Genomic DNA, 19,443 nt, shown 5'->3' with positions numbered 1-19,443 from the left:
GCAGCTCGGTCAGGGCAGTGTCCAGGTCTGGTTGGCCGAGGCGCCGCAGTCCCAGATGTGCAGCACCGTGCCGTCCGCGCTGCTGTTGCCGGCCGCGTCAAGACAACGCCCGGACTGCGGGTTCATCAGCAGGCCACCGGACTGGGCGGTCCAGCGCTGCGCACCGCTGCCGTTGCACGTCCACAACCACGTCGCCGTGCCGTTGGCGGTGCCGCCGTTGCTGACGTCCAGACACTTGCCGAGCGCGCGCAACGTGCCGTCCCCGGCCACGGTCCAGCGTTGGGCACCCGTGCCGTTGCACGTCCACAGCTGGACCTTGGTGCCGTCAGCGGTGTTCGAGCCGCTCACATCGACGCACTTGCCGCCGATACCGGTGATCTGCCCGGTACGCGCACCGGTGGCGAACCCGTACTCGTCCAGGTCGAACAACGAGCCGGCGCCGCCGGTGAACCTCAGGTACAGCGTGGTGGTGCCGGCCGGTTGGTTGGCCAGCGTCGTCGTCACCTCGGTGAACGTCTCCCAGTCGCCGGTCACCGGCACGGCGACCGAACCGAGCAGGGTGCCGGTCGCCGATCCGGCCCGCACCTCGATGGTGCCGCCCGTCCCGGCCGAGGACACCCGCGCGGTGAACGAGGTCGCGTCGGCCAACACATAGGGCTCGTAGGCGACCCAGTCGCCGTTCTCGATGTGGCCGACGGTCTTCCCGCCGTGCGCGTTGGCGTGGTCGACGACCTGGACACCGCTGGACGAGCCGTAGTGCTCGCCCTGCCTGGTCCGGGGCTGGGTGACGTGCTGGGTGTGGGTGGTGAGCCCGCCGCTGTCGGTGTACTCGGCGTCCCAGACGCCGTAGATGTTGGCGTTCGGGTCGTGCTCACCGTCCTGCGGCGTCTGGATGGTGCCCGAACATCCGGTCGCCTCGGTCAGCTTGTGGCCGTGCGAGTCGTGGCCGAGGATGTAGCTGATCTTGACCTTGGTGCAGTCGATCGTGCCGTCCTCCGGGTCGGTGACGCCGATCTGGAACGGCACCGCGTCGCCGAAGTCGAACAACTGCCCGTGTTTGGGCAGGTTCAGGGTCACCGCCGGGGCGGTGTTGCCCACGACGATCGGCACGCTGGCCGACGCGGTGGCGCCGGTGTCGTCGGTGACCGTGAGGGTGGCGGTGTAGTTTCCGTTGGCCGCGTAGGTGTGTTCCGGGTCGGCCGAGGTCGATGTGCCGCCGTCACCGAAGTTCCACGCGTGGGTCAGCGGCCCACCGTCGGGGTCCGATGATCCGTCGGCGGAGAACTGCACGGTCAGCGGCGCCGCCCCGGAGGTCTTGTCCGCGCTGGCCTTGGCGATCGGCGCGAGGCCGTCCGCGGTGTACTCGATCCGGTACAGCGCCGAGTTCTCGTCGCCGGCGAACCAGCCGGTGCCGTAGTCGAGCACGTAGAGCGCGCCGTCCGGGCCGAACGCCGAGTCCATCACCTGCGTGCCGGTCCACGGGAACGGGGTGATCGTGCCGGGACTGCCGTCGGCGTTGACCGTGATGTCCTTGATCCAGCGCCGGCCGAACTCGGTGGCGAAGAAGTGTCCGTCGTAGGACTGCGGGAACTTCACCGCCGAGTTCAGGTTCGGGTCGTAGCGGTAGACCGGCCCGCCCATCGGCGACTCGCTGCCGCAGTCGAGCCCGGGCACCGAGCAGCCGTCGTAGGCGAGCCAGGCCGGCTTGGCCGCCGGCAGCGTCTGCTGACCGGTGTTGTTCGGCGAGTTGTTGGTCGCCCCGGCGCAGTTGAACTTCCCGCCCGAGGTCCCGGTGCCGAAGTCGTAGTCGTTGTAGGTCTCCGCACTGGAGTTTCCGCCGGTGCAGTACGGCCAGCCGTAGAAGCCGGGACTGGTGATCCGGTTGAACTCCACCTGTCCGGCCGGGCCGCGGTTGGCGTTGGCCGCGCCGGCGTCCGGGCCGTAGTCACCGAGGTAGACCGCGCCGGTGCCTTTGTCCACATTGAACCGGAACGGGTTGCGGAAACCCATGGCGTAGATCTCGGGCCGGGTGTTGGGCATGCCGGGGGCGAACAGGTTGCCGGTCGGGACGGTGTACCCGCCGTCGGCGTTCACCTTGATCCGCAACAGCTTTCCGCGCAGGTCGTTGGTGTTGGCGCTGCTGCGCTGGGCGTCGAAGGCGGGGTTGCGGTTGGCCCGCTCGTCGTGCGGGCTGAAACCGTCCGAGGCGAACGGGTTCGTGTCGTCGCCCGTGCTCAGGTACAGGTTGCCGGCGGCGTCGAAGTCGATGTCCCCGCCGACGTGGCAACAGATTCCCCGGCTGGCCGGCACGTCGAGCACCTGCTGCTCGCTGCCGGTGTTGAGGGTGCCGTCGCCGTTGAGGGTGAACCGGGACAGCCGGTTGACCCCGTCCCAGGCGGAGAAGTCGGTGCCGTCGCCGGGCGCGTCACCGCCCGGTGTGGACAGTGGGGGCGCGTAGTACAGGTAGATGTGGCGGTTGCTGGCGAAGTTCGGGTCGACGGCGATGCCCTGCAGGCCCTCCTCGTCGTGGGCGTAGACGGCGAGCGTGCCGGCCACCTTGGTGTTGCCGGCGGCATCGGTGAGCCGCACCGTGCCGTTCCGCGAGGTGTGCAGGACCGACCGGTCGGGCAGCACCGCCATGGACATCGGCTCACCCATCTCGGCTTCGCCTCTGGCCAACGTGACCTGTTGGAACGTGGGTGCGGCCGCGGCGGGAGCCGCGCCGGCGGGGGCCACCGCGGCCGCGGTGGCGCCCAGGAGCAGGAGCGCGGCCGCCCCGAGACGAGCCAGACCGCGCGTGGAACTCAACATGGTGATTGTCGTCCTTCCAGACTTCGATGTCCGAATACGGAAGCGCTGCGCTCAGGGCAGCAGCCACTTCTGGTTGGCGGCGGCGAGGCAGTCCCAGATGTGCAGCACGGTGCCGTCCGCGCTGCTGTTGCCGGCGGCGTCCAGGCAGCGCCCGGACTGCGGATTGCGCAGGGTGCCGTCGGGTTGCTCGGCCCACTGCTGGGCGCCGGTACCGTTGCACGTCCACAACGCGGTCGCGGTGCCGTTCGCGGTGCCGCTGTTGCGTACGTCAAGACACTTGCCCAACGCGCGGATCGTGTTGTCGCCGGGCAGGGTCCACCGCTGGGCGCCGGTACCGTTGCAGGTCCACAACTGGATCTTGGTCCCGTCCGCGGTACCCGAGTTGTCGACGTCGACACACTTGTTGCCGATACCGGTGATCTGCCCGATCCTCGGCGCGTCGCCGAGCATCGAGTTCAGCGTGTACCACGCCTCGGTGCTCCACAGCGACTGCCCGGACTCGGACGCGAACGGCCGGGGTGAGCGCAGATGGACCACGTGCCCCGGCAGCAACCCGGACAGCGCGACGGTGACCTTCGTCCGATCGGCAGACGGCGTCGCGGAGACCACGGTCAGCTGCTGTTCGTCGATCTTGGGGCCGCCGTAGGCGGCGGTCGGCTGGTACCGCCACTGGGTCGCCTGGTACTTGCTGGCGAGGTCGGCCACCGTCTGGGCGGACAGCGGTTGGGTGTACTCCAGCTCGAACCCGCCCTCGATCGCGCGCATGGCGCGGATGTCGAACGCGTTGGTGCCGTTGGGGGTCAGCTTCTGGAAGCCGTAGTTCAGCTTGCCCGTCTGGCCCCAGTTGCCACCGGCGCCGATGCCGCCGGTGTAGATGGCGCCGTCCGGCCCGATGCTGATCCGGCTCACGCCCGACTCGAGTCCCTGGGTCATCCGGAAGACCGCGCCCTGGTACTCGCCGCCGACCTTCTCCAGGAACGCGCGCTGCAGGCCGCCGTAGGTCACGTCGCCGAAGACCAGCTGGCCGGCGAACGGGCCGTCGGTCAGCTGCACCGGGTTGCTCGGGGAGTTGGCGATCTCGTTCTGCGGCAACCAGAGCACCGGCTTGGTGACCGGGTTGGCGTCGAACGGGCCGTCGGGGTTCATGTAGTGGTTGAAGAACCGGTCCTGCTTGACGTGCAACAGTTTCGACGACGGCAACCAGCCACCCTGGTTGTCGGTGACGAAGATGTCGCCCTCCGGGCCCCAGCCGATGCCGTGCGGGGTGCGCAGCCCACCGGCCACATAGGACACCTGGCCGGTGTCCTTGTTCACCTTGATCGTGGTGCCCCGGTTGGGTGCCGGCTGCGGGTCGGTGGTGGCGCCGCCGAGGTTGATCGCCACCGACAGGTTGAGGTAGAAGAACCCGTCCTGGTACAGCATGCCGAACGCGAACTCGTGGAAGTTCCCGCCGAACGGCCAGGTCGCGACCGTGCGGTAGTTGTCGGTCACCCAGTCGCCGTTGGTGTCGTTGAGCTCGGTCAGACCGTCCTTTTCGGACACGTAGATCTTGCCGTCGACGACCTTGATGCCCATCGGCTCCTTGAGCCCCTGGGCGATCCGCTGGGCGCTCACCTGTGCCGGGTCGGTGTTGCCGGTGACGCCGCTGAGCAGGTAGACCTCGCCAAGCTCGTTGTCGGTGCCACCCCAGGTGCTGATCACGGCCCGACCGTCCGGCAGCCAGTCGATGCCGGTGACCTGTGGCTCGAAACCGTTGGGGCGCAGGTTGGTCAGCGTGTAGCCGGGGTGCACCGCGGTGAGCGGCAGGCCGTCGCCCGGGGTGTCCGCGCCGCCCTCGCACTCCTTGCGCCCTGGTGCGGTCACCCGGACGACGTCGGCGTCGGTGCTCAGCACCGAGTTCGGCACCAGGGTGAACCCGGTCGCGCCCGGCGGTTGCCAGTCCAGGGTGATCTGCTGGTCGACCTCGTTGTCGAAGTGGTCGATCCGCAGCGCGTGGTAGCCGGGGGTGAGCTGGATCGAGCCGGTCTTGGCCGGGTCCGCCCCGTGCAGTCCGTCGTGGTTGATCACCACGGTGTCGTCGATCCGCAGCCGCGAGCCGTCGTCGCTGGTGAGCCGGAAGTTGTAGGTGCCGGCGGCCGGGATGTTGATGTTTCCGATGACCTCGGACAGGAAGCGGTCACTGAGGCCGAAGTCCGCCGTGGTGGTCCAGTTGATCGTCGGCATCAGCTTGTCGACGTTCGGGGTCTGGCCGGCCTTGAGCGTGCAGAGCCGGCTGAGGGCGGTCTGCAGGTCGTAGGTCCGCAGGGTCACCCCCGGCTCCTGCGGGGGCGGCTGGGCCGAAGCCGGTGCGGGGGCGGTCACGGACAGGGCCAGCAGGGCGGCGGTCAGCGACACGAGCGACCCGGCGGCCCAGCGCCACCGGGTCCGGACAGGGGTCGACGCGGGAATCGACGCGGGGATCGACATTGACGGGCGTCTCCTTGTGGTGAGCCGTGAGCAGGGGACTCGACGGGCGGAGAGGTGCTGCGGGACAGCGATCCAGACCCTCGTTGTTAGCTGGATCACAACAGCGAATCTGACCGTACGGCGACTTTCGTCGACGGTCAACGAAAGATGGCTTAGTTCAGACAAAAGTGCGTCGAATGGCGGCAGGACTGATGGCGTTCAGCGCCCTACCGACGGCGGGAGGGTTGCCATCGACCAGGTCGGACGCTGTGTGAAGCTGTAGCCGCCGACGCGCCGGAACAAAGTTCGCTGATCGATGAGTCCAAATGCGGCGTCGGTGCGTCTGAGGCCGTGCGATCTCCGCGAGAGGGACAGAGATGACCGACCCCGCCGACCGCCGGGCACAGTTGGAAGCGCGCAACGCCGCCATGCGCGAGAACGTCGCCGCGCTGATGACCGACCTGCAGCGCCGCACGGCCGACCTCGCCGACGCCCAGGCCAGAGCCAACGCGGTCACCGGGCGGGCGACGTCGGCCGACGGTCTGGTGCGGGTCGAGGTGAACCCGGCCGGGGTGCTGACCAACATCGAGTTCTCGCAGGTGGCCTACGAGCGGTTGGCGCCGGAACGGCTGGCCAGGGTGATCCTGCAGACCGCCCAGGTGGCCGCGCGGGAGGCCCGCGAGCAGGTCGACGAGGTGCTCGCGCCGTTGCGCAACGACAGTGCCGACCTGTCGAACCTGTTCGAGGGCGCGCCGTCGTTCACCGACCTGTTGCGCCCGCCGGAGGTCACCGCCGAGGACCCGGACAGTCGCCGGGACGAGGACGACGACAACGACGACACCATCTACGGGAGGGACTAGGCGCCCATGCCTGACGGATTCGAGGTCCAGCCCGATCGGCTCCGCGCGGGCGCGACCGGCTTCGGTGGCTCGGGAGACGCGCTGAGCACCGCGGGGACGACGCTGGGCAGCGCGCTCGACGCGCAGGGCCAGTGCTGGGGCGGCGACGAGTCCGGGCAGACCTTCGCCGAGTCCTACGTGCCGAACGCGCAGCAGGTGCGCGAGGCGTTCGGCACGCTCGCCGAGGCGCTGCAGGCGATCAAGACCGCCCTCGACGAGTCGGCGAACTCCTACGAGAACACCGACGCCGGGGGCGCGGACGGCTACCGGGCGATGGAAGGCTGAGCAGTTGTCGATCACAATCCCGCCCGAGATCACCTGGCTGTTCCCCATCGTCGTCGGGGAGAGCTGGCCGGAGGGCGACGAGGACAAGCTGCGGGCGCTCGGAGATGCCTGGCGTGCCGGCGGGGTGGACGTCGACGAGGTACTGACCCAGGCCAAGGGCGCCGCCGACCAGGCGCTGGCCGGGATGCAGGGCGAGGCGGCGGACGCGTTCCGGGAGCACTGGAGCACGTTCGTCGACGGCGCGGACGCCTATCTGAACTCGCTGAAGAAGGCGTGCGACGACCTTGGCGAGTCGTGTGACAACTGCGCGCTCGAGGTGGAGTACGCGAAGTACTCGATCATCGCGGCGCTGATCATGCTGGCGATCGAGATCGCCGCGTTGATCGCCGCGGCGTTCGGCACCTTCGGCGCGTCGACGGCGGGGATCCCGATCGCGCAGGCGGCCACCAGGATCACCGTGCAGATGATCTTCCGGCAGCTGTTGACCGCGATTCTGCGGGAGGTGCTGACCGAGGTCGCGATCGACGTGGTCATCCAGGGCATTCAGATGGCCAAGGGTGACCGGCACAGTTGGGACTGGCAGAAGACCGGTGGCGCGGCGTTGTCCGGTGCCGTCTCCGGTGCCATCGGGGGCGGGTTGGACTTCGTGCCGAGCCGGGCGACCGGGCTTGGCGGGAGCATCGCCGACGGGGCTGTGCGTGGGGCGGTCACGGGGGTCGGCACGACGGTCGGCGTGGCGGCGATCACCGGCGAGGACATCACGGCCGGGGACCTGGCGCGGGCGGGGGTGTCGGGGGCTGTTGGCGGCGGGATCGGCGGGGCGACGTCGAACCTGAACACGCCGACGGTGAACACGCCGGCCGGGGGTGGGCCGAACCTGCCTGGTTCTCCCGGTTCTCCCGGTGCACCTGGGTCTGGGGGGCCTGATGGGGGTGGCGGGCCTGGGTCCGGGACTCCTGATGGGGGCGGCGGGCCGGGGTCTTCGTCTTCTTCCGCGCCTGGGCCGGGGTTGCCTGGGCCGGCTTCGCCGGGGCGTGCTGATGGGGGGACGAATGCCAGTGGGCTTGCGCCAAGTCCGGACGGGGGTGGGAGTCCTGGGGGTTCCGCGCCTGGGGCGCCGCCGTTGCGACCGTCGGTGCCCAGTGGTGGGGATGGGCCGTCGGGCGGGCCTGGTGGGTATTCGGGGGGTCAGCCTGGGGCAGGGACCGGGGGTGGGGCGCCGCGGCCCAGTGGGTTTTCGGGGGGCGGCGGTACTCCTGGTGGGTTTGGTGGCGGGCCGGGCGGCTCTGGTGGTTCCGGCGGGGGCACGACCGGCGGCTCCAGCAGTCCGCTGTCGGCTGGCGGCGCGCCCAGTGGACCGTCGACCGGCGGCTCACCTGGCGGGCCAGCAACCGGGGGCTCGCCCGGCAGCCCAACGACCGGCGGATCCACCGGTGGGCAGGCGACCGGTGGCTCACCCAGTAGCCCGACAACTGGCGGCTCACCTGGTGGGCCAGCGACAGGCGGTTCCCCAGGCAGCCCAACAACCGGCGGTTCGCCCGGCGGGCCAACAACCGGCGGATCACCCGGCGGCCCACCAGCCGGCGGCACGCCCGGTGGACCAACGACTGGCGGATCATCCGGCGGGCCGGCAACCGGCGGTTCGCCCGGCGGGCCAGCAACCGGCGGTTTCCCAGGCAGCCCAACAACCGGCGGATCACCTGGCGGGCCGGCGACCGGTGGCTTGCCCCACAGCCCAGCAACGGGCGGTTCGCCTGGTGGGCCAGCAGCCGGGGGCTCACCCGGCAGCCCGATAACCGGCGGCTCACCCCACAACCCAGCAACGGGCGGTTCGCCCAACGGACCAGCAACTGGGGGCGCGCCCCACAACCCGGCTACCGGCGGACTGCCCGGCGGGCCAACAACCGGTGGGTCACCTGGCAGTCCAACCACCGGTGGATCGCCCGGCTATCCGGCAACCGGTGGCTCGCCGCAGCACCCGGTCACGGGCGGGTCGCCCGGTGGGCCTCCCATGGGCGGCTTCCCTGGCGGCCCGCACCCACACAGCCCGGCCGCCGGCGGCCCCAGCAACTTCGGCGGCAACCCCGCCCCAGGTCCGGGCGGACACGGCGGGTTCAACTCTCCCGGCGACCACCCGGGCAACCACCCGTCGAGCAACAACCCGGGCGGTTTCGGACCGGTCGGCGGCTCGCCGATGCCCGGCGGCCACGGCCAGCCGGGCAACCACGGCCCGGCCCCGGACGGCCCCCGTGGCGGACATCCCGACCAGCACGGCAACAACGCCCCGCCCGCCGGGCACACCTCGGCCGCCGGTCTGGGCACCGCTACGCCACCGGCGTTCACCGACCCCGGCACCCACGCCGACCCACGTGGCGGCGGCCCCATCGACCGCGGCCCGGACCCGCGCGGCACCCAGCCGCCGAACCAGGGCTTCGCCGGGCCCGGCTACGGTCAGCAGGGCGGCCCGGCCCCGCGCCCAGCCTTCGGTCCTGGCGCCATGCCCGGCCCGACGCCCGGCCAAGGCCTGCCCCCTCGTCCCGGCGCTATGCCCGGCCCGACACAGGGCCCGACGCAAAGCCCGACGCAAAGCCCGGCACCAGGCCACAGCGCAGGGCCCCGGCCCGACCCGAGCCAACGCCCGGACGCCGGACCCCGGCCAGAACAACGGCCCACCGGTCCACGCCCGGACCAGCGCCCCGGCGCGAACACCAACCCCAGCCCCGAGGCACTCAACCGCCCCGCCCAACCCGGCCAGGCGCCCGCCCCAACCAGGCCGGACACCCAGCCAACCCCGAGCCACCCGTCCGCCGAACCGGACGTCTCCCGCTCCCCCGCCGACCCGATCAGTGGCGACGACTCCGACGGCCCGACCCCGGACGCCGACACCACCAACACCACAGACCCCACCCCAACCGACCCCGCACCCCCGATCAACGGCGACCCCACCGACGGCCCGCCGGTCGACGACAACGGCGTGCCGCTGAACTTCCTCGGCAACCGCCAGGGCGAGCACCCCTTCGCCGACCTGGGCGACTACCTCCCCATGAACGGCGACCGCGCCAACGGCATGGGCAGCTACGACCAACGCGTCGCCCCGCTCATCAGCGACCACAACCCCTGGGGCGTGCACGGCGACCGCGAGACCTTCAACCAGCACCACCGCCCGGACGGCACCTACCGCACCAACCGCTGGCCCGACCTCGACGGCGCCGTCCCCGGCTCGCAACGGGCCGTCACCCTTCCCCCGGGCACCGTCCTGGACCGGTTCGGCGGCGAGGGCGGCCGGTTCCTGTCCCCACTGGACACCAACGGCCAACCGCACCACTACGGCGAGCGCGCGATCTTCCCGGACAACGCCGAGGTCGGCTACCACGTCTACGTCGTGGACGATCCCGGCGGCCTGCCCGGCACGCTGGCCGACGTCGCCCCCGCCCTCGGCCAGGACGGCGGCGGCCGGCAGTTCACCCTCACCGACGACACGACCGTCCAACGCCTGCTCGACGAGGGCGTCCTGCGCGAGGTGCACGTCCCACCGGCCGACGGCCGCGTGCTGGCCGACGACTTCGGCCGGGACACCGGTGCCGGCACCCAGAACACCGACACGGTCACCGTCGACGACGCCGGGAACGGCACCGACAGCCCGCCGCTGCCGGACAACCTCCAGCAGCTCGCGGACAGCAGCGCCCAGCGCACCCCGGCCGGCGCCGCGCTGTTCGACCCGGCCGACGTCCGCACCCGCGACGCCGCCAACGCCGTCGCCCCCATCGACGGTCACTTCGTCATGGACGTGCACAGCGACGGCCAGCACGCGATCGTCAACGGCCAGCGACTCGACGGCGCCGACCTCGCCGACCTCGCCCGCCACCTCGGCTGGAACGGCACCGACCCGATCATCCTCAACGGCTGCGAGGCCGGCCGGCACGCCGACGGCCTGGCCGCCGACCTGGCACGGGCATCCGGCGCCCAGGTGATCGCCCCCACCGAACGCTCCTGGTCCGGCGAGCACAACACCACGCCCTACTCCACCAGCGTCGACACCGTCGACAGCAACGGCCGTGCCCGCCCGACCATCCCACCCGACGGCGGCTGGCGTGCCTTCGACCCGGACGGCACCATCAGCGACACCGGCAGCGACGGCCTCCCCGTCGACAACCGGCCGCCGGCCGACCCCACCGACGGCCCGACCCCCAGCGACCCCGGGCCGGAGCCGACCGACAGCACCACCGACGTCGACCGCGGCCTGATCCAGTCGCCGTTCGTGCCGCCCGCGGTCAACAACCAGGGCAACGCGCTCCCGATCCAGGTCAACGACAACGCGGCCGCGGCGGCCAACCCGAACGACCCGCACCGGCCCCTGCGCACCGGCGAACAGCTGATCGGCCGCGCCGGTCTCACGCCGAACACGATGTACCACGTCCCCGGCCGGGGCGACTACTACACCGACGGCACCGGCACGATCACCCACGCCGACCTCCAGGTGGACAACCGGCGCGACAGCATCAAGGAAACCGGCGCGAACGCCAACCCCGACGCCGCCTACCCCCAGCCCAACACCACCTACCGCGTCGATGTCGACGGCGCCAGCCACATCTACACCACCGACGCCGCCGGCATGCCGCCCCGCTACGTGGAATGGCAGACCCCGCCGCACACCAACTCGGTGACCTTCCCGGCCACCGGTCCGAACGTGCCGCCGAACAGCCCGCTCGCCCGGCCGCTGGGCCACGAGGAGGCGCTCAGCGACCGCACCGGCTGGCCGCCGCACACCGAGATCGTGCACACCACCCCCAACGGCACCACCCGGCTCTACACCGGCCCACCTGACCCGGCCGCCGGCGGCACCGCGCGGGTCGTGGCGATCGACACCTTCTCCAGCCCCAGCGGGCTGGCCGGCGACCGCAACTACGAGGTCAACAACTTCCCGCCGAACACCGTCACCCGGATCGACACCGAGAACGTCTACGTCACCAACGACCTCGGGGTGACCTTCCACGCCACCGACGAACGCACCTACGGCACCGAGGCACCACGCAGCCAGTGGTCCCAGGACCGGGTCTCCGCGCTGGGCGGCGCGGGCACCGACGGCGGGCACATCCGGCCGACCCAGGCCGACGGCGCGCCCGACGCGCGCAACCAGTTCCCGCAGGACAGCGACGAGAACCGGCCGCAGAAGGGCCAGCCGGCCAGGGAGACCTGGTACGGCCAGGACATGGAGGCCAGCCGGGAACAGCGCCGCCGGGGCACCGACCACGAGTGGCACGACTTCCAGACCGAGGGCGCCCACCCCGCCCACCCGGCACGCCCGCAGGCGGTGCACGAGCGGTTCGTGATGACCGACCGCAATGGCAGGATCAGGGTCCACTTCCGGCGTTACGACAACTAGCAGGGGATCTCGAGAACATGTCTGAGCCGTGGGCCGCGCAGGCCCAGGAGCAACGGTACGACGAGCTGCTTCAGCAGACCGGGGCGGCGCTGATCGGCGCCGCGCCGCCGGGGTGGCGCCGGATCGACCTGGTCGCGAAGATCGCCGAGGGCGTGCAGGACTTCGGCCTCACCGTGATCATGTCCGACTTCACCGACGCGGAGGTCGAACCGCCGGCCGCGGCCGGACAGGCACTGCTCGAGCTGCGCAAGCTGATGTACCGGCCGGAACGGGGGGCCTGGCTGTCGGCGAGGTACGTGCTCAACCCGCCCGGCGAGTTCCGTATCTTCTACAACTACGAGCACGACCCGTTGTGGGATCCGCCGATCCCGCCCGCCGTGTTCCAGCGCGATCTCGCGACCTACCCCCGGCCGGCGGACAAGGTTCCCGGCTGGCTGCGGCGCACGGTCGAGCAGGCAGGAGGAGCTCCCACATGACCCGCCCCGCACCACTCGGTCTCGAGGAGCAGCGCGACCTCCAACGCAAGATCGCCGACCTGCTGGTCGTGCGCGCGCCAGCCGACCGCGAGCAGATCCGGGTGCTGTACCGCGCGGCGGGCAACCACGTCGAGCTCGTCGGGCACATCCTGGGCATCAACGGCCAGCTCCGCGAGTGGCCGGCGCCGCGCGAGGCGATCGAGTTCTTCCAGCGGCTGCGCGCCGGCATGTACACCGACGGCGTCGGCACCTGGTCCTCGGCCAGCATGATCGTCGAGTACCCGATCAGGACCACGGTCAACTTCACCTTCAAGGAGGACCCGCGCTGGCACCAGCCGCCGCCGCGCACGGCCGTGCTCGACGAGCTGGAGATGTTCCCCCGCACGCCGGACAACGTCGCCGACTGGATGAGGACCGTGCTGCCCAACGCGGACCGGGTGGCCGCGGTGGCCGGGCGCTTCCGGCACGCGCGGATCTTCGACCACCGCGACCAGGACGGCAAGCCGGTGGTCAACCGGCCGCCCGTGCCGGAGGACGAGCTGGCGCGGGTCACCGAGTACCTGAACACCGCGTACGTGATCATGGGCGGCCGCGGTTTCGACGCCGACCTGTTCGACCAGAACAGCGCCAAGGACGTGCCGGCCGCGTTCCACACCGACGGCACGTGGATCTGGCCGGCGTCGGTGCCGCACTACCTGACCAAGCACGGCGTGCCGCCGGAGCCCGACCTGGTCGCACACGTGCGCGCCGCCGGGTTCACCCCGCCCCAGCTCGACCAGGACACCAAGGACGCCGCCTACATCGCGCTCACCGGTGAGCTCCCGGCCACACCGGCCAAGCCGGCCCCCCAGGCAACCCCGCCTGCGACCCCGCCGCCTGGCGAGCCGTCCGAGCGCGACCGGCGGGTGCTGGCGATCATCGAGCGGCGGGTGAGCGAGGCGGGCGCGATCCCGGAGTCCTACCGGATCCTCGGCTCGGCCGAGGGCGCGACCTGCCTGGAGCTGGTCGGCGACCAGTGGCAGGTCGCCGACTACGAGCGCGGCAAGCCACGCAACCCGCAGCGGTTCGACCAGCTCTGGGACGCCGGGGCCTACCTGCTCGGCACGCTGGCCAGCTCGCCGACGAACCTGCGGGCCGGCGGCGCCGACCGCAACACCGCCCAGGCGCTCAACGACTGGCCGATCCAGCCACTGCCCGGCGAGCCGCCGCTGACGTTGTTGGCGGGCAAGCACATCGCCGTGCTGATGCCCGACCGGGAGATCGTCCGGTACGGCGCCCCTGCCGGCAACCTGACCTTCGCCGCCGGCACCGAGTTCAGCGCGATGTCGTTGCGCGCGGAGCGCGAGCAGCAGGGCCCGCGCCGGTACCGGGTGGCCAGGGAGCTGCGTGCGCTGGCCGGGCAGACCGTGCCGTGGCACAGCCAGCCCGGCGGTGGAGCGGCCTATCTGCTGCCGAAGTCGGTCGACGAGCACCTGGCCGACGGCAGCATCAGTGAGTTGCAATCTTAAATCACCTGCTTGACGAATTCGTCCTCCAGTTGTTGACTGCTTACGCATCGTGGCCAACCAGCCTGGAGGATGATCAGCGATGGCGCATGGCGTCGATCAGGTGTTGAGCTTTCCCCTGTCCGGACCGTCCGCGCTGGAGGCACCGCCGGAGTTGTCCCGGCTCCGGCGGGAGTGCCCGGTCTCGCCCATCACGTTTCCCAGCGGCGACGCGGGCACCCTGCTGACCAGGTACGCCGACGTCAAGCAGGTGCTGGCCGACCCGAGGTTCACCCGCGAGCTGTCCGCGCCGGACGCCGCCCGGCTCACCGACACCGAGTCCGGCGGCCTGTTCAACAGCCCGATGTCGAGGCTGATCCCCCAGGCCGGCGAGGGACACCAGCGCTGGCGGCGGCTGATCAACAGATGGTTCACCGCCAAGCGGATGATCGCGATGCGCCCGGAGATCGAGGCGATGGCCGACTCCCTGGTCGACGACCTGGTGGCCAGTGGTGCGCCGGCCGACCTGAAGGCCACGTTCAGCTTCCCGCTGCCGGTGTGGGTCATCTGCGACATGCTCGGCGTGCCGGCCACCGACCGGGACCGGTTCGCCACCTGGTCGGACATGTTCCTGAACCTGACCAGGTACCGCGAGGAGGAGGTCGTCGCGTCGATGGGCGAGTTCTTCGCCTACCTGCGCGAGCACATCGAGGCCAAGAAGTCCGACCCCGGCGACGACATCCTCAGCGAGTTGCTCACCGCGACCGACTCGGCCGGTGAGCGGCTGACCGAGGACACCCTGGCGGCCACCGGGATCGGCCTGCTGGTCGCCGGGCACGAGACGACCGCGAACATGATCGCCAAGATGGTCGCCATGCTGCTGGCCAACCGGGAGCTGTGGGAGCAGTTGCTCGCCGACCCGTCGCTGGTCCGGCACGCGGTGGAGGAGTCGCTGCGCTACGACCCCAACCCCGGGCTCGGCATGGTGCGCTACATCGGTGAGCAGGCCGAGGTCGCCGGGACCACGTTCCCCGGCGGCACGACCGTGCTGTGCAGCATGGCCGCCGCCAACCGGGACGAGGACGTGTTCACCGACGGCGAGCGGATCGACCTGGCCAGAAACCCCAACCCACACCTGGCTTTCGGCACCGGCGCGCACTCGTGCCTCGGCCAGGCGCTGGCCCGCACCGAACTCCAGGTCGCCCTGGAGGTACTCCTGCGCCGACTGCCCACTATGGAACTCGCGGTGGCGCCCGAGGAGCTGAACCGCTTGGAGGGCCTGGTAGTCGGCGGCCTGCGCGAAGTCCCGGTCCGATGGTGAGACACCCAGAATCGAAGTCAGCCCAAGCCCTCCCCAACCGCACCTCAGGGGAACGTGACGCGACCCAGCCACAAGTACGCACCCAACCACCACCCAACGTCCCAACTCGACCAACACAAAAAAGCGCGGGGAGGCGGACCGATCAGGTTCGGCTTACCCGGCAACGGATTCTGCGGACCGCGGAGCGGCTGTTCGCCGAGCAGGGCATCGTCGCGGTGTCCAACCGGCAGATCAGCGAGGCGGCCGAGCAGGGCAACACCGCGGCGGTGAACTACCACTTCGGCACCAAGACCGAGCTGGTGCGCGCGATCGTCCGCCAGCACGACGACGAGTTGACCCGGCTGCGGGAGCGGATGGTCGACCAGGCCGGCGACTCGACCGACACCACGGACTGGGTGGGCTGTCTGGTCCGGCCGATCACCGAACACCTGGAGAACCTCGGTGGCACAACGTGGTTCGGCCGGTTCACCGCGCAACTGCTCGCGTGTCCGCAGTACGGCGAGATCATGGTCGAGGAGGCCATCGCCCAGCCGGCCATGCTGGCGACCCTGGACGGGCTCAACCGGTGTCTGCCCGACCTGCCGGCACCGGTGCGCGCCGAGCGCGGCGACATGGCCCGGTACCTGATCACCTACACCATCGCCGACCGGGAGCGCGCGATCGCGTTGGGCCAGCCGACTCCCCGACCGAGCTGGTCGGCCGCGGCCACCGGCCTGATCGAGGCGGTCGTCGGCCTCTGGCACGCCCCGTCCTCAGGCTGACACCGCAGCGAAGGGTCCCTTCGCTGCGTCTGGTGCAGTGAAGGGACCCTTCGCTGCGGTCAGCCGTTGGCTGTGGTGACGGCGTATTCGCTCAGGGCGATTCGGTTGGGTAGGCCGGTTTTGCTGATCAGGCTGGACACGTGCTTCTCCACCGTCCTCGGCGACAGGTGCAGCCGCCCGGCGATCTCCCGGTTGCCCAGCCGCTCGGCGAGCAGCCGCAGCACCTCGTACTCCCGCACGGTCAACCCCGCCGACCGCAGCACCGCCGGGATCTCCGCGACCCCACTGCGCCGCTGCGCCACCCGCACCCCACTACTGCGCAACAGCCCCCGGCACGCGCTCGCCACCGCCGGCACATCGGTCTCGTGGAAGTGGTTCTCCGCCGCCCGCAACCACTCCACCGGAGTCCCCCACCCATCGGCCAGCGCCGCCTCACACACCAGCCGCAACCCCAGATGGCGGCCCATCGCGTACGGCGCGCCGACCGCGAGCGCCTCGGTCACCGCGTCGGCCGCCTCGCCGACCGCGCCCGACCGGCCGGCCAGCACGGCCTTGGCGTAGAGCGCGAACATCCGGTCCCACCGCAGCCGGCTGGCCGGCGCCGAGGTGAGCGCGTCGAACTCGGCCGAGGTCAGGGACTCGCCAAGCGCCGAGAGCAACAGGTGCATACCGTAGCGGCCGCCGAGCTGCAACACCGTCGGCGTCGCCTCCTCCGCCCGCAGCGCCCGCGCCAGCTCGTCCAGCGCCCGTGGCCGGTTCTCCTCCAGCAACGCGCAGAACGTCCGCGCCAGCCCATAAACCCTTGGCGCGTACTGCGGCTGCACATTGCCCTCCCAGCGCCGAAACGCCCAGAGCGCCTCCTCCATCTCCTTACGCCGCCCCCGATGCGCGGCCAGTATCGCCCGCGCCAACAGCACGTACTGGGTGTTCTCCAACAGCTTGAGCCGGGTGGTGGTCGCGAACACCTTGTCCACCAACGACTCCGCGGTCGCGTAGTCACCGTCGAGGATGGCGTAGAGCGCGATGCTCTGCTCGGCCTGGCACTGCGCGATCACCGCACCGGCCAGCGTCGCCCGCGACCGCGCCAGCTCGAGCCGCTCCAGGCTGGCCTCGCGCAGCGCGTCGTCGTTGCCAAGGCGCACCAACGTGTGGATCTGCCAGATCGGCAGGTCGTGCCTGGCCGCGATCGCCCCGGCCCGCCGCAGGCATTCGGTGGCCTCCGCCGGATCGCGCGACCGGACCAGCGCCCCGAGCAGCTGCCAGGCCTGGCAGGCGACCACCGGCAGCGGTGCGTCCTCGGCCACCGTCGCCGCGCGCCTTGCCAACCGCTCGGCCTTGCCGAACTGTCCCTGGCCTGGCGAGTCCAGCGCGAGGTGCGCCTCGATCACGTCGATCGGCGCGGTGTCCACTTCGGACGCGTCCGGGCCGAGCAGCGCTCTCGCGGCCTCGATCTGCGCCAGGCTGTTCGGCCCCCGGCCGGCGACCTGCGCGGCCCACGCGAGCCGGGTGTGCAGTTGGGCCCGCCTGCGCCGGTCGAGCCCACCGACCTCGCCGAGTAGGCCGACCGAGTCGAGCGCCCGCTCCACCAGCCCGGCCTCGGCCAGCGCGTAGAACAACTGCTCCAGGGTGTCGGCCCGCTCGGCCGCGTCCCCGGCGGCGAGCAGTTCCCACGCCTTGTCCAGCAGGCCGACCGCCGAGTTCGCCGCGCCCTGGGCCAGCGCCCGGCTGCCGGCGTCGGCGTACAGCCTGCCGGCGGCGACCGGATCGCCGGCGTCGAGCCGCAACCGCGCCGAGGCCTGGCACCACTCGCCGGGCAGTCCGGGGTAGACGGTCTCGATCGAGTCGGCGACCCGGCGGGCGAGCCGCGCGCGTTCGGCGGGCGTCAGCAACGACAGCAGCGCCTCGCGGACCAACTGGTGCTGGAAGGCATACCAGTCAGGCTGTTGGTCGTCTGGCTGGACGAGCTGCGCGCCCGGTTCGCCGTGCAGATGGGACAGCAGCTCCCGGTCGGGCAGCCCGGTCACCGCCTGGGCGACCGCCAGGGAGAACCGCTGGCCGAGCACGGCGGCCACCGACAACAGCTCCCGCGCGGCCGCGTCGAGCGCCTCGACCCGGCGGGCGACCGTGCGGGCGAAGGTCGCCGGCACGTCGGCCGGCCGGTTGGCCGCCATCCGCCAACCGTCCTGGTCGGACACCAGCAGTCCACCGTCGACGATGCCGCCGAGCAGTTCCTCGCAGAGAAAGGGGTTTCCCGCGCTGCCGGCCAGCAACAGGTCCACCGCGGGCGCCGGCACCCCCTCGGCCGGCACCCCCAGACACGCGCCGGCAAGGCCGCGCAGGTCGTCGCGGCCGAGCCGGCCGAGCTCGATCAGGGTGGCGGTGCCGCGTCTGGCGGCCGAGCGGGCGAGATCCAGTGCCGGGCAGGGTTCGTCGCGCACGGTGCCCAGCAGCAGCGTCGACTGGCGGTCGAGATTGTCGATCAGGTACTCGAAGACCGCGAGGCTCTCCGCGTCGGCGTCCTGCAGGTCCTCCAGCGTCACCAGGCAGCCGCGGCCGGCACCGGCCAGCCCGATCAGCCGCAGCACCGCCTCGGCGAGAATCACCAGCGAACCGTCCTGCGGCGCGGCCGGCGTGCCCCAGTCCGGGATCAGCCGGGCGAGCACCGGCCGGTAGGGCCCGAGCGCGGCCACGTCGAGGTCGATCTCCTTGGCCCGCAACAGGGACAGCAACGCCTCGGTCAGCGACCGGAACGGCGTCATCGGCCCGATGGCGCTGCCCCGGCCCCGCATCAACACCATGTCCGCCGCGAAGCCGCGGTCGATCGCCGCCGCGGCCAGCCGGGACTTCCCGATGCCGCTCTCGCCGACGAGGAAGACCGCACCACCCGCGCCGGCCGCCGCCGCGGCCATGGCCTGCTCGACGGCCCGTAACTCCCGGTCCCGACCTACCACAATCGATGATCGGTTCCGCACGATCCGGACATTACCCATGCTCGTCCTGATCGATCCATCGGATCCGAGCATCTTCACCCACATGTCGTCGGCCGGTTGAGCCGAGCGGCCGTGTCCTGGTCACCCCGCCAGGACGCGGCCGGCGGCGGCGAGGTCAGCTGAGGTCCAGCTCACCACCGCAGCAGGTGGTGAACGCGACATTGGTCGAGTCGTCGAACACGCCGCTCAGTCCCAGAGCGACCGTACCGGCGGTCACGACCATGCCGGCTAACGCCGCGGTGCGTAAACCGAACATCACCGCGGGCACGAGCCGCGCCACGGCGGCCGTGGCGGAGTCGATGGTCGGGTCCTGGCCGATGACGAATGGTTCCTCGAACACGTGCCCCGTTCCCTTCATGCACTCTCCCCTAACTGTTTCCACTTCGGTTTCCGGTCGGTCGGGTCGGCTCGAACAGCAGCACCGACGGCACCCGGTCGGCGAAACCGAGGCGCAGCAGGCCGTAGCCGATGCCGGCGAGCCCGGTGAGCAGGCCGGGGGTGGGCACCTCGCGCGGCACGCCGCCGGCGGGGCCGTAGCGGTGGATCGCGTCGAGCACCAGGCCGGCGCGGCGCCGGCGCGCGGCGGCC

The 19,443-nt window shown here is 71.5% G+C and carries 13 protein-coding genes and 1 pseudogene; 8 read left to right on the top strand and 6 right to left on the bottom strand.

Features of this window, described 5'->3' with window-relative positions:
* Positions 1-9: 9 nt before the first annotated feature.
* Positions 10-2,811 carry a PQQ-dependent sugar dehydrogenase gene (locus ACYVIP_RS17045; RefSeq protein ID WP_460397282.1) on the bottom strand — a complete coding sequence of 934 codons (2,802 nt, stop codon included), beginning with the start codon at positions 2,809-2,811 and terminating at the stop codon, positions 10-12.
* Positions 2,812-2,862: 51 nt separating this feature from the next.
* Positions 2,863-5,277 (bottom strand): ricin-type beta-trefoil lectin domain protein, encoded by a 2,415-nt coding sequence (locus tag ACYVIP_RS17040; protein ID WP_460397280.1) that lies wholly within the window; start codon positions 5,275-5,277, stop codon positions 2,863-2,865.
* 356 nt (positions 5,278-5,633) lie between these two features.
* Here ACYVIP_RS17040 and ACYVIP_RS17035 point away from each other — a divergent pair, with 356 nt between their 5' ends.
* From ACYVIP_RS17035 to ACYVIP_RS17025, 3 genes and pseudogenes are all read left to right on the top strand, one after another.
* The gene (locus tag ACYVIP_RS17035; protein WP_460397278.1) at positions 5,634-6,116 is read left to right on the top strand and encodes a YbaB/EbfC family nucleoid-associated protein; all 483 of its coding nucleotides are present in this window, start codon (positions 5,634-5,636) and stop codon (positions 6,114-6,116) included.
* Between the two features lie 6 nt (positions 6,117-6,122).
* The gene (locus ACYVIP_RS17030) at positions 6,123-6,440 is read left to right on the top strand and encodes a WXG100 family type VII secretion target (protein WP_460397276.1); all 318 of its coding nucleotides are present in this window, start codon (positions 6,123-6,125) and stop codon (positions 6,438-6,440) included.
* Positions 6,441-6,444: 4 nt separating this feature from the next.
* Positions 6,445-6,834: pseudogene (locus ACYVIP_RS17025) on the top strand (WXG100 family type VII secretion target); the annotation flags it as partial.
* Positions 6,835-6,983: 149 nt separating this feature from the next.
* Here the strand turns inward: ACYVIP_RS17025 and ACYVIP_RS17020 are convergent.
* Complete coding sequence (locus ACYVIP_RS17020) at positions 6,984-7,280, bottom strand: hypothetical protein (protein ID WP_460397508.1); 297 nt, start codon at positions 7,278-7,280, stop codon at positions 6,984-6,986.
* Positions 7,281-8,451: 1,171 nt separating this feature from the next.
* Between ACYVIP_RS17020 and ACYVIP_RS17015 the strand changes: the two genes are divergently transcribed.
* From ACYVIP_RS17015 to ACYVIP_RS16995, 5 genes are all read left to right on the top strand, one after another.
* Positions 8,452-11,823, top strand: a complete 3,372-nt coding sequence (locus tag ACYVIP_RS17015; RefSeq protein WP_460397496.1) for a TNT domain-containing protein — start codon at positions 8,452-8,454, stop codon at positions 11,821-11,823.
* A gap of 17 nt (positions 11,824-11,840) precedes the next feature.
* Complete coding sequence (locus tag ACYVIP_RS17010; protein ID WP_460397274.1) at positions 11,841-12,299, top strand: hypothetical protein; 459 nt, start codon at positions 11,841-11,843, stop codon at positions 12,297-12,299.
* Positions 12,296-13,807: a TNT domain-containing protein gene (locus tag ACYVIP_RS17005; protein ID WP_460397272.1), complete on the top strand. Its 1,512-nt coding sequence runs from the start codon at positions 12,296-12,298 to the stop codon at positions 13,805-13,807. Before ACYVIP_RS17010 ends, ACYVIP_RS17005 begins: the two co-directional genes overlap by 4 nt.
* 79 nt (positions 13,808-13,886) lie before the next feature.
* Positions 13,887-15,104 carry a cytochrome P450 gene (locus ACYVIP_RS17000; RefSeq protein WP_460397270.1) on the top strand — a complete coding sequence of 406 codons (1,218 nt, stop codon included), beginning with the start codon at positions 13,887-13,889 and terminating at the stop codon, positions 15,102-15,104.
* Between the two features lie 215 nt (positions 15,105-15,319).
* On the top strand, positions 15,320-15,865 hold the full coding sequence (locus ACYVIP_RS16995) for a TetR/AcrR family transcriptional regulator (protein WP_460397268.1): 546 nt from the start codon (positions 15,320-15,322) through the stop codon (positions 15,863-15,865).
* A 59-nt stretch (positions 15,866-15,924) separates the two neighbouring features.
* Here the strand turns inward: ACYVIP_RS16995 and ACYVIP_RS16990 are convergent, their stop codons facing one another.
* The 3 genes from ACYVIP_RS16990 to ACYVIP_RS16980 form a co-directional block, all read right to left on the bottom strand.
* Positions 15,925-18,837: an ATP-binding protein gene (locus ACYVIP_RS16990; protein ID WP_460397266.1), complete on the bottom strand. Its 2,913-nt coding sequence runs from the start codon at positions 18,835-18,837 to the stop codon at positions 15,925-15,927.
* Between the two features lie 133 nt (positions 18,838-18,970).
* Positions 18,971-19,213 carry a hypothetical protein gene (locus ACYVIP_RS16985; RefSeq protein ID WP_460397264.1) on the bottom strand — a complete coding sequence of 81 codons (243 nt, stop codon included), beginning with the start codon at positions 19,211-19,213 and terminating at the stop codon, positions 18,971-18,973.
* A 10-nt stretch (positions 19,214-19,223) separates the two neighbouring features.
* Positions 19,224-19,443: hypothetical protein (locus tag ACYVIP_RS16980; RefSeq protein WP_460397262.1), on the bottom strand; the 220-nt coding region annotated here is incomplete at its 5' end.

Source organism: Actinophytocola sediminis (assembly GCF_054779715.1).
Note: the sequence above shows the minus strand (reverse complement) of the source record. Positions and strands in the feature narration are given on the sequence as shown.

What these genes read in the sequence shown, in the direction of transcription:
- ACYVIP_RS17045 (WP_460397282.1), bottom strand. Translation starts at nt 2,811, where the DNA reads ATGTTGAGTTCCACGCGCGGTCTGGCTCGTCTCGGGGCGGCCGCGCTC.
- ACYVIP_RS17040 (WP_460397280.1), bottom strand. Translation starts at nt 5,277, where the DNA reads ATGTCGATCCCCGCGTCGATTCCCGCGTCGACCCCTGTCCGGACCCGG.
- ACYVIP_RS17035 (WP_460397278.1), top strand. Translation starts at nt 5,634, where the DNA reads ATGACCGACCCCGCCGACCGCCGGGCACAGTTGGAAGCGCGCAACGCC.
- ACYVIP_RS17030 (WP_460397276.1), top strand. Translation starts at nt 6,123, where the DNA reads ATGCCTGACGGATTCGAGGTCCAGCCCGATCGGCTCCGCGCGGGCGCG.
- ACYVIP_RS17015 (WP_460397496.1), top strand. Translation starts at nt 8,452, where the DNA reads ATGGGCGGCTTCCCTGGCGGCCCGCACCCACACAGCCCGGCCGCCGGC.
- ACYVIP_RS17010 (WP_460397274.1), top strand. Translation starts at nt 11,841, where the DNA reads ATGTCTGAGCCGTGGGCCGCGCAGGCCCAGGAGCAACGGTACGACGAG.
- ACYVIP_RS17005 (WP_460397272.1), top strand. Translation starts at nt 12,296, where the DNA reads ATGACCCGCCCCGCACCACTCGGTCTCGAGGAGCAGCGCGACCTCCAA.
- ACYVIP_RS17000 (WP_460397270.1), top strand. Translation starts at nt 13,887, where the DNA reads ATGGCGCATGGCGTCGATCAGGTGTTGAGCTTTCCCCTGTCCGGACCG.
- ACYVIP_RS16985 (WP_460397264.1), bottom strand. Translation starts at nt 19,213, where the DNA reads ATGAAGGGAACGGGGCACGTGTTCGAGGAACCATTCGTCATCGGCCAG.